This is a genomic window from Microcoleus sp. OTE_8_concoct_300, from assembly GCF_031383065.1.
In the GTDB taxonomy this organism is placed as follows: domain Bacteria; phylum Cyanobacteriota; class Cyanobacteriia; order Cyanobacteriales; family Microcoleaceae; genus Microcoleus.
Window position 1 is genome coordinate 1 of record NZ_JANMZH010000313.1, and the last position, 9,450, is coordinate 9,450.

5 protein-coding genes and 1 pseudogene are annotated in these 9,450 nt (G+C 48.3%); 5 read left to right on the plus strand and 1 reads right to left on the minus strand.

From position 1 onward, the window contains the following. Nucleotides 1-269: 269 nt before the first annotated feature. Nucleotides 270-1,421, plus strand: coding sequence for an ISAs1 family transposase (locus tag ACUVJL_RS14185; RefSeq protein ID WP_445246433.1), 1,152 nt, complete (start codon nucleotides 270-272; stop codon nucleotides 1,419-1,421). 143 nt (nucleotides 1,422-1,564) lie between these two features. Here ACUVJL_RS14185 and gltB read toward each other — a convergent pair whose 3' ends face one another. Beyond that, a complete protein-coding gene (gene gltB, locus ACUVJL_RS14190) occupies nucleotides 1,565-6,151 on the minus strand; it encodes a glutamate synthase large subunit (RefSeq protein WP_445246434.1) in 4,587 nt (1,528 codons plus the stop codon). A gap of 418 nt (nucleotides 6,152-6,569) precedes the next feature. Between gltB and ACUVJL_RS14195 the strand changes: the two genes are divergently transcribed. From ACUVJL_RS14195 to ACUVJL_RS14210, 4 genes and pseudogenes are all read left to right on the plus strand, one after another. After that, nucleotides 6,570-7,550, plus strand: a complete 981-nt coding sequence (locus tag ACUVJL_RS14195) for a Fic family protein (RefSeq protein WP_445246435.1) — start codon at nucleotides 6,570-6,572, stop codon at nucleotides 7,548-7,550. Nucleotides 7,551-7,826: 276 nt separating this feature from the next. Beyond that, nucleotides 7,827-8,246, plus strand: a complete 420-nt coding sequence (locus ACUVJL_RS14200) for a cupin domain-containing protein (RefSeq protein WP_445246436.1) — start codon at nucleotides 7,827-7,829, stop codon at nucleotides 8,244-8,246. Between the two features lie 126 nt (nucleotides 8,247-8,372). After that, complete coding sequence (locus ACUVJL_RS14205) at nucleotides 8,373-8,702, plus strand: HesB/IscA family protein (RefSeq protein ID WP_445246437.1); 330 nt, start codon at nucleotides 8,373-8,375, stop codon at nucleotides 8,700-8,702. Nucleotides 8,703-8,796: 94 nt separating this feature from the next. Then, nucleotides 8,797-9,188, plus strand: a pseudogene (locus ACUVJL_RS14210) (Uma2 family endonuclease); the annotation flags it as partial. Nucleotides 9,189-9,450: the final 262 nt, after the last annotated feature.

The following is a 9,450-nucleotide window of genomic DNA, read 5'->3' on the forward strand; positions in this document are numbered from 1 at the left end:
AGTTACAGGTTTGTAGTGAGTGCCGTAGGGACACGGCACTGCCCATAGGTGTCAACAATCGCCTGAAAGCCTTGATAAATCTCGCTTTTATCCAAGCCTCGATCCCCCTCGCATCCCCCTTAAGAAGGGGGACTTTGATCAATTTCCGGTCCCCCCCTTCTTAAGGGGGGCTAGGCAGGGTGGATTAATTGTCAGGGGGGAATGTATGATATTCGAGCTAATCAAGTCTGCCCGTCCGGGTAGACTATCCCTGCTGTAATGAATCAACAATGAATTTAATTGAAGCTATTAAAGCTGTTCCAGATCATAGACATGCGAGAGGTATTAGACATGAACTTTGGCTGATATTAACGATAATTTTGTTGGGTAGTTGCACGGGATATTGGGGGTATAAGCCCTTAGTAGAATTTACCAAAAATCATCGAAAGACTCTGATAAAATTATTTAACCTCCCGAGTGATATTCGATTTCCATCAGACTCAACATTTAGAAATGTAATTCAATCATTAGACTTTGAGATATTAGCCGTTCTTTTTAATGTATGGTCTCAACAAAAATTGTCAATAGACGAAGGAGAATTGATGGCAATGGATGGAAAAGGTATCAAAAGCACCTCCGTAGGAGGGAGTAGTTCCTACCAAAACTTTGTCAGTATGGTTTCCGTTTATAGTCATCATCATGGATGGGTAGTTCGACATCAAGTCATGGAAAATAAACATAAAAGTGAAGTGGAAGTCGTACAGGAGCTAGTTCAAGAACTCTCCGGTAAAAAAGTAGTAATTACCCTCGATGCACTACACTGTCAAAAAAAAACACTAGCCTTAATTATTGATAGTGGGAATGACTATATAGTTACCCTAAAAAAAAATCAATTAAATTTGTTTAAAGCTGCCAATAAATTAGTCAGTTCTACTATGGCATCTGACGAAAATGAAGTTTCTGAATGTATACATGGACGAACCACAACTCGGCACACCAAAATTTATCCAATTCCGCCTCAATTATTGCCCCTTTGGGCGGGTGCAAAACATATAATTGTGGTCAGGAGATATGGAACTCGATGGGAGGGAAAAAAAAGTCGTCGTCACCAGGTTGATTTCGATGAAGTACACTATTATTTAAGTAGTCTGGATTGGTCAGCTAGTCAATTTGCTTCGGCTATTCGTGGTCACTGGTTGATTGAAAATCGGCTGCATTGGGTTAAAGATGTGACGTTAAACGAGGATAACGATATTCGTAGTGGTGGTAATGCACCTGCCAATTGGGCAATGGTTAGGCAATTTTTAGTTTCATTGGCTCGCATGAAATGTACTCATACTTTTCCCGAAGCTTTAAGATTAATGGCTAATCAAATGGAAGATTTGAGTGAGTTACTTTTTGATTTATCTAGTCCAGATAAACCTATTAAATGCCTCGCATAATGTCGGTCAATAGCCTTCATGACCTTGATTTAACCTCTCGACAATTAATCCACCCTGCTTATTAAGGGGGGCTAGGGGGGATCTAGACTTCGCTACAAACAAGAAAGACCCTTGCTACATGAGTAGAATTCTAACGTAAACCCCTAACTACCGCCAATCCGGGCGACATCGCGAGCGTTTTCTTCAAACGCAGCCGTCAGCGCATCATCACCGCTTAAACCCGATGCGATCGCCCTTTCAATAGCCTGCAACACCCGCTTATAATCCCTCGGCATCACCTTCACAAACACCGGCACCATCTCATCCCACGCAGCCAGAACCTTCGATGCCTTCGCACTTCCAGTCAAATCAACGTGAGTTTGAAGCATCTGCCGCAAATCGCTAATTTCCTCAACATCCTCCAATTTTTCCAACTCCACCATCGACATATTGCAGCGAGTAGCAAAATCCCCCGCTTCATCCAAAATGTAAGCAACACCGCCACTCATACCCGCTGCAAAATTGCGCCCGGTTGCGCCCAAAACTACAACTTTGCCGCCAGTCATGTACTCGCAACCGTGATCGCCCACACCTTCAACTACTGCATTCACGCCAGAGTTACGCACCCCAAAACGTTCGCCCGCCATCCCTCGGATGAAAACCTCACCAGCAGTCGCGCCGTAAAGCACTACGTTACCGACAATCACGTTTTCTTCCGCGACAAAGGTAGAAGCTGGCGACGGATACAGGATAATCTTGCCGCCGCTGAGCCCTTTGCCCAAATAGTCGTTAGCTTCGCCTTCGAGCTCCAGGGTGACTCCCTTGGGCACAAAAGCCCCAAAGCTTTGCCCAGCGCTGCCTTGGAAGTGCAGGTGCACCGTGTCATCCGGCAAACCTTCCCAGTTGCGTTTGGTGATTTCGTTGCCGAGAATTGTGCCGACAACCCGGTTGACATTGGTAATCGGCAGCTTGGCGTGGACTTTTTCGCCGTTTTCGATCGCACCTTTGCACAAATCCAACAACACAGTCATGTCCATTGACTTGGACAAACCGTGATCCTGCGCCATCTGACAATAGCGCCCCACCTCCGGCCCAACTTCCGGCTGATAAAGGATTTTCGAGAAATCCAAACCCTTAGCCTTCCAGTGTTCCACAGCTTGTTTCGCTTCCAAAACATCAGTCCGCCCCACCATTTCATTCAGCGTGCGGAAGCCCAACTGCGCCATAATTTCCCGGACTTCCTGGGCGACGAAGGTCATAAAGTTTACCGTGTGATCGGGGTCGCCGGTAAAGTTTTTCCGCAGCAGCGGGTCTTGGGTCGCCACGCCCACCGGGCAAGTGTTCTGGTGGCAAACGCGCATCATGATGCAGCCCAATGTCACCAGCGGCGCGGTCGCAAAACCGAATTCCTCAGCCCCAAGCAAGGCAGCAATTGCTACATCGCGCCCGGTTTTCATTTGACCGTCTGTTTCCACGACAATCCGGCTGCGGAGATTGTTGAGTACCAAAGTCTGATGAGTTTCCGCCAGTCCCAATTCCCAAGGTAAACCGGCGTGTTTGATCGAAGTCTGCGGCGAAGCGCCGGTTCCGCCGTCGTAGCCGGAAATCAACACGACATCGGCGTGGGCTTTCGCAACCCCGGCTGCGATCGTCCCGACTCCAACTTCCGACACGAGTTTCACGCTAATCCGCGCTTCCCGGTTGGCATTTTTCAAGTCGTGAATCAATTCTGCCAAATCTTCGATCGAATAAATGTCGTGGTGAGGAGGAGGCGAAATCAATCCCACACCCGGAGTCGAGTTCCGCACCTTGGCAATCCACGGGTATACTTTTTTACCGGGCAACTGTCCGCCTTCACCTGGTTTCGCACCTTGCGCCATCTTGATTTGCAGTTCCCGCGCTTGGGAAAGGTACAAGCTGGTAACGCCGAAACGCCCGGAAGCAACTTGTTTGATCGCGCTGTTTTTCGAGTCGCCGCGATCGTTCGTCCAAGTGTAGCGTTCCGAGTCTTCCCCACCTTCACCGGTGTTCGATTTGCCACCAATGCGGTTCATCGCGATCGCCAGAGATTCGTGGGCTTCTTTAGAAATCGAACCATAACTCATCGCCCCAGTTTTAAAGCGTTTGAGAATAGATTCGATCGGCTGAACTTCCTCAATCGGTATCGATTCCCGCTGCTTGAATTGCAACAAACCGCGCAAGGTAAAATGCTGCTGGTTTTGTTCGTTAACCAGCCCAGAATACTGTTTGAAAAGCGGATAACTGCCCTGGCGCACCGAGTTTTGCAGCGCGTGAATTGTCTGCGGACTAAACAAATGCGCCTCGCCTTCTTTCCGCCACTGATATTCGCCGCCGACATCGAGAGTATGTCCGCTGGATGGGCGATCGGGGAAAGCGTGAGTATGGCGCAAAATTGCTTCTTGGGCGATGACTTCGAGGCCTACGCCTTCAATCCGCGAGGCTGTCCAAGCAAAGTATTTATCGACTACGGATTTGTTTAAGCCGATCGCCTCAAAAATCTGCGCGCCACGGTAACTTTGAATTGTGGAAATCCCAATTTTCGAGGCAACTTTCGTCACACCTTTAGTTGCCGCTTTAACGTAGTTTTTGCAAGCTGTTTTGTACTCGACATTTAGCAGCAATCCTTCGCGGATCGAATCGGCGATCGTCTCAAAGGCCAAATACGGATTAATCGCGCCGCAACCATATCCAATAAGTGTCGCAAAGTGATGCACTTCCCTCGGTTCGCCGGATTCGAGCACGAGTCCCGCCCGCGTGCGCGTACCTTTACGGATCAAGTGGTGGTGCAGGCCTGCAACTGCCAGCAGCGCTGGAATTGGGGCTTTGTCTGGACTGATACCCCGATCGCTCAAAATGATGATATTCACCTCAGAGGCGATCGCGCTGTCTGCTGCTGCAAAAACCTCTTCTAAGGCTTGTTCGAGACCTTTTACCCCGCTTTTGGGGTCAAACAAAATCGGCAGTGTAATCGACCGGAAATTGCCCTCATTTACGTGTTTGAGCTTAGCTAATTCTTCATTGCTGAGAATAGGCGTTTTCAGTTCAATCAAATGACAGCTTTCCGGTTCTGGTTTAAGCAAATTGCGTTCAGCGCCGATCGTAGTTTCGGCAGAAGTTACAATTTCTTCGCGGATAGAATCAATCGGCGGATTGGTAACTTGGGCAAACAACTGCTGGAAGTATTCGTAAAGCAGTTTTGGGCGGTTGGAAAGCACCGCCAGCGGCGTATCCGCACCCATCGCGCCTACAGCTTCTACGCCATCTTTCGCCATCGGCGCTAACAGCAACCGCAGTTCTTCAAAGGTGTAGCCGAAAGCCATCTGGCGCTGGATCAATGTTTCGGGGTGGGATTCTGGCAATGCCGGCGCATCTTTCAGTTTGGCGATTTCGACCATGTGCTGGTCTATCCACTCGCGGTACGGGTGTTCTGTGGCGATTTTGGTCTTAATTTCTTCGTCAGAGACGATGCGGCCTTCCTCGGTATTTACCAGGAACATCCGCCCCGGTTGCAAGCGGCCTTTTGATACAATTCGTTCTGGGGCGATCGGCAAAACTCCCGCTTCCGATGCCATAATTACCAAGTCGTCTTTGGTAACGCAGTAGCGGGAAGGGCGCAAACCGTTGCGATCGAGCACGGCCCCGATCGAAGTACCATCGGTAAAGGCGATCGAAGCTGGGCCGTCCCAAGGTTCCATCAAGCAAGAATGGTATTCATAGAAAGCCTTTTTCTCGTCACTCATCGACTCGTGGGCTGTCCAAGGTTCCGGAATCATCATCATTACAGCGTGCGGCAAAGAACGCCCAGCCAAAGTCAGCAATTCCAAAGCATTGTCAAAAATCGTCGAGTCGCTACCTTCGATGTTGATTAAATTCGGGATTTTCTTCAAATCGTCTCCGAACAACTCCGACTCGAACAGCGATTGCCGCGCGTGCATCCAGTTAATGTTGCCGCGCATCGTGTTAATTTCGCCGTTGTGGGCGATGTAGCGGTAAGGGTGCGATCGTTCCCAACTCGGAAAAGTATTCGTGCTGAAGCGCGAGTGAACTAGGGCTAGAGCGCTTTCCATGTCCGGGTCGTGCAAGTCGGGATAGTAATCGCCGACTTGCACCGGCATTAACATACCCTTGTAGACGATCGTCCGGCAGGAAAGTGTCGAATTATACCAGTAGGGGTCTACATTCGTCCTGCGAATCGCATTGTGGGCCCGTTTGCGGATGACGTAGAGTTTCCGCTCAAAAGCCGCCTCGTCCATACCTGCTGCGCGCCGCAGGAACACTTGCTGCATGAAGGGTTCGCTAGATTTGGCGGTGTCGCCGAGGGACGAGTTGTCCGTGGGCACATCGCGCCAACCGAGCACTTCGTGGCCTTCTTCGGCGGCGATTTCCTCAAAAATGCGTTTGCCGTTTTCGCGTTCAGTTCGATTTGGCGACGAGTAAATCGCGCCAACGCCGTACTCGCCGGCTTCGGGAAGTTCGATGTTTAGGGCCGCGGTTACTTTCTTGAGAAACTTGTGGGGCACTTGCATCAAAATGCCCGCCCCGTCTCCGGTGTTGGGTTCGCAGCCGCAGGCGCCCCGGTGGTCGAGGTTCAGCAGGATTGTCAGTGCCTGCTCGACAATTTCGTGGGATTTGTTACCCTTGATGTGTACAATAAATCCGACTCCGCAAGCGTCGTGCTCGAACTGCGGATCGTACAGGCCTTGCTTTTGTGGCAGTCCGTTGTTGTTCATTTTGATGTGTCTCTCAAAGTGGTGAAAAGATTTTGATCTAGAGTAGAGGGTGGGATGCCGATCGATCTAGTATCATGTATTATATGTGGATCTACTCAATTGGGTAGAACCACCCAAAAAATCCAAGCTTTTTATATCCGAGTAAAAAAATAGTTAAACCTGAGATGTTGCACCATTGTCAGCAACAGGCAAGATGCCTGTTCCACAAAGAGTGAATTTTCTTGTGGAACAGACATCTTGCCTGTTCATAAATAAGTGAAAAACAGCTTGTTGGCAACTAGACGATCAATTATATATTTTGAATTATTAAACCGCAGAGGCCGCAGAGAGCGCAGAGGGAGATAAGAGAGAGATGAGTAATTTCGATACCAACTCACATCTTGCACCATTGTTAACAAGCCTTTCAAGGGCGGGCAAGATGGCCGCTCCACAAGAAAACTCAATTTTTGTGGAACAGGCATCTTGCCTGTTCTTGAGAAATGAGTTTATCGCATTGTTAGTGCGACTGTATCCTCAGCGTCTGGGTGACATTCTCCACCAGCATTTTGCCTTCTCATCCGCGATGAATCTTTCTGAAAAATTGCAACAAGTCGATCGACTCAAAGCCTGGTTAGATAGCTTTCGGCCACTTTCTCCCACGCTGGTTGCAGAATTGAAAAAACTCTATGACGTTCGGTTCACCTATCATTCTAATGCGATCGAGGGAAACACCTTAACGCAGCGCGAAACCGCATTAGTCCTAGAAACCGGCATCACTGTCGGTGGCAAAACTTTGCGCGAACACCTAGAAGTCATCGGACATCGAGATGCGATAGACTACATTGAAACGCTAATGCGATCGGACACGGAGATCGGTGAATGGGAAATTAAACAAATTCACAACTTAATTATAAGGGCGATCGCCCCGGAGGAAGCTGGACGCTATCGGCAGTTAGATGTCAAAGCCGCCGGTACCGAATACCTCTATCCGCCTCATTATTTGCTTTCGGGTTTGATGCCGGAATTTATCCAATGGCTCAACGATGCTAAAATCAAATCATTGCATCCGCTAGAGTTGGCAGCCGAAGCACATCTTCGCTTTGTTTCGATTCATCCATTTCGGGATGGTAACGGACGCACCGGGCGACTATTGATGAATCTCCTGCTGTTGCGGGCGGGATATCCCATTGTCATTATCTCTAACCAGGTGCGTGCTGCCTACATCAATGCGATCGCAGAAGCACAGCAGCATGGTTCTGGGATTCATCCGCTCCTCGATCTTATTGTAGATGCGGCCCGATACTCGCTGATCGAAACCTTGCAAATCCTAGCAACCGCCAGCGATAGCCTGGGTCAAGGGCTGCCTTTCTATCAAGAGATGCTATCCGTTTTGCAGCAGCAGTCTCAAGAGCTGGATTAGGATTCACCTTTAATCAATATTCAAGAACCAGCGGCCTTTCTATGAAGATTTGATGTAAATTGGGGCGATCGCAAATACCGGGTAACAACCGCTGTGATGATTTTGCTATGGTGGTCAAGGTGGGTTGATCGAGCAGAGCAGACAAAAGTGCAAAACTCTACAGTCCGCTAACCAGTCCGCGCGATCGGACTTAGGTTTTAAGGATAAATTAGTTAATATCACAATCCAACGTCGTTTACCAAAGGATTCGCAAGGAATCCTCAAGGAGTGGAAATCATGGTTCAGATTCAAGATATTTCTCAAGTATCTACTCTGCACGCACCTGCAGCACCCAACGGAATATCCGCTACAGAATTGCGGCCTTGGGGTTCATTTACGACTCTAGAAGAAGGCCCCGGATATAAAATTAAGCGGATCGAAGTTAAGTCCGGACACCGCCTCAGCCTGCAAATGCACCACCACCGCAGCGAACACTGGATAGTGGTTTCTGGTACTGCAAAAGTTACTTGCGGCGAAACTGAACAAGTTCTGTTTACAAATCAGTCTACCTACGTTCCTCAGTGCATTTCTCACCGGCTGGAAAATCCGGGAGTTATCCCCCTGATTTTAATTGAAGTGCAGAATGGCGAATATCTCGGAGAAGATGATATTGTCCGCTTTCAAGACGATTATGCCCGTACAGAAAAGGCAAAGTAACTCACTCAAATTAACGTGCGCGGCCCGGCGCACCCTACATTCTCAGTAAGGTGCGCTAGATTCTGCAGGTAAGGTGCGCGGCGCGACGCACCCTACATTCCAATTACAAATTACAAATTACAAATAATGATTCATCTGAGCAAAACAGCAGCGATAGAAGTAACGCGCCTCAAGTCGAAGTATCCGAACCCCAATGCTTTATTTCGTCTAGGCGTGGAATCGAGCGGCTGCTCGGGTTTGTCTTATACAATGGCATTTGACGATGCGCCAGCCCCAGAAGACGCTGTATGCGAGTCGGAGGGAATTTCCGTTGCGATCGACCCCCAGCACTTAAAATATCTCAATCAGCTCACCTTGGATTATTCAGAAGACTTGATGGGCGGAGGTTTCCGATTTCACAATCCCAATGCCGCCCAAAGCTGTAGCTGCGGCAACTCCTTTTCTGCCAAGGAATAATCAAACTGTAGGGTGCGTCAGCTCCGTATAATTCTGCTAATTGTGAATACACTAGCGACTGACGCACCTAACCAATTAAGGAATAACCAATGTGATGACAGTCAAAGACTTAGAAAAAGTCTAAAAAACCTTCAAAGAAGCCGGTCAAGACTACCAAGTTGAACTAGAAAGCGGGAAGATTATCATTGTGGGGCCGTCAGATATTGTATCTAGCGAAATAGGTGTAATTTTCAGTTGGCTGCTCGCCAATTGGGTTTATCCCCGCCGTTTGGGTCGAGTTTTCGACTCCGCAGGCGGCTTTATTTTACCTGATGCTAACCTCACAGCACCTGATGTTTCTTTTGTCCGAGCCGCACGTCTCAGGCAAAGTCCCCGTTATTTCGGAAAGGTGAACCGATTGTGTTGGGAAATGAAGATATTTTGACTGTTACTGAACTTTTTCCTGGCTGGGAATTGCCAATTTCTGAACTGTGGCCGCCAATTTTTACGCTCAGCAGAAACTCAAGCATAATTCTCATTTTAATACAATTAGTTAGAACGAACCGCGAAGACGCAAAGGACACAAAGGAAGAGAAGAGAAAGATTTTATAATTGATGCGAGGATTGGTATATAGGGCTTGCTGAAAAAGTGAGAAAACAGCATTTAGAAAGATGAGTGAATTCGAGTTCTCCTCGGCAATATAAGTTTTGTCAATTGTGTTCTGGCGAAACATAGCTTTTACCAATGATTGAAGCCAAAAAACATGAA

Excerpts from the sequence above, each read along its gene's own strand:
- ACUVJL_RS14185 (WP_445246433.1), top strand. The coding sequence starts at position 270 with ATGAATTTAATTGAAGCTATTAAAGCTGTTCCAGATCATAGACATGCG.
- gltB (WP_445246434.1), bottom strand. The coding sequence starts at position 6,151 with ATGAACAACAACGGACTGCCACAAAAGCAAGGCCTGTACGATCCGCAG.
- ACUVJL_RS14195 (WP_445246435.1), top strand. The coding sequence starts at position 6,570 with ATGGCCGCTCCACAAGAAAACTCAATTTTTGTGGAACAGGCATCTTGC.
- ACUVJL_RS14200 (WP_445246436.1), top strand. The coding sequence starts at position 7,827 with ATGGTTCAGATTCAAGATATTTCTCAAGTATCTACTCTGCACGCACCT.
- ACUVJL_RS14205 (WP_445246437.1), top strand. The coding sequence starts at position 8,373 with ATGATTCATCTGAGCAAAACAGCAGCGATAGAAGTAACGCGCCTCAAG.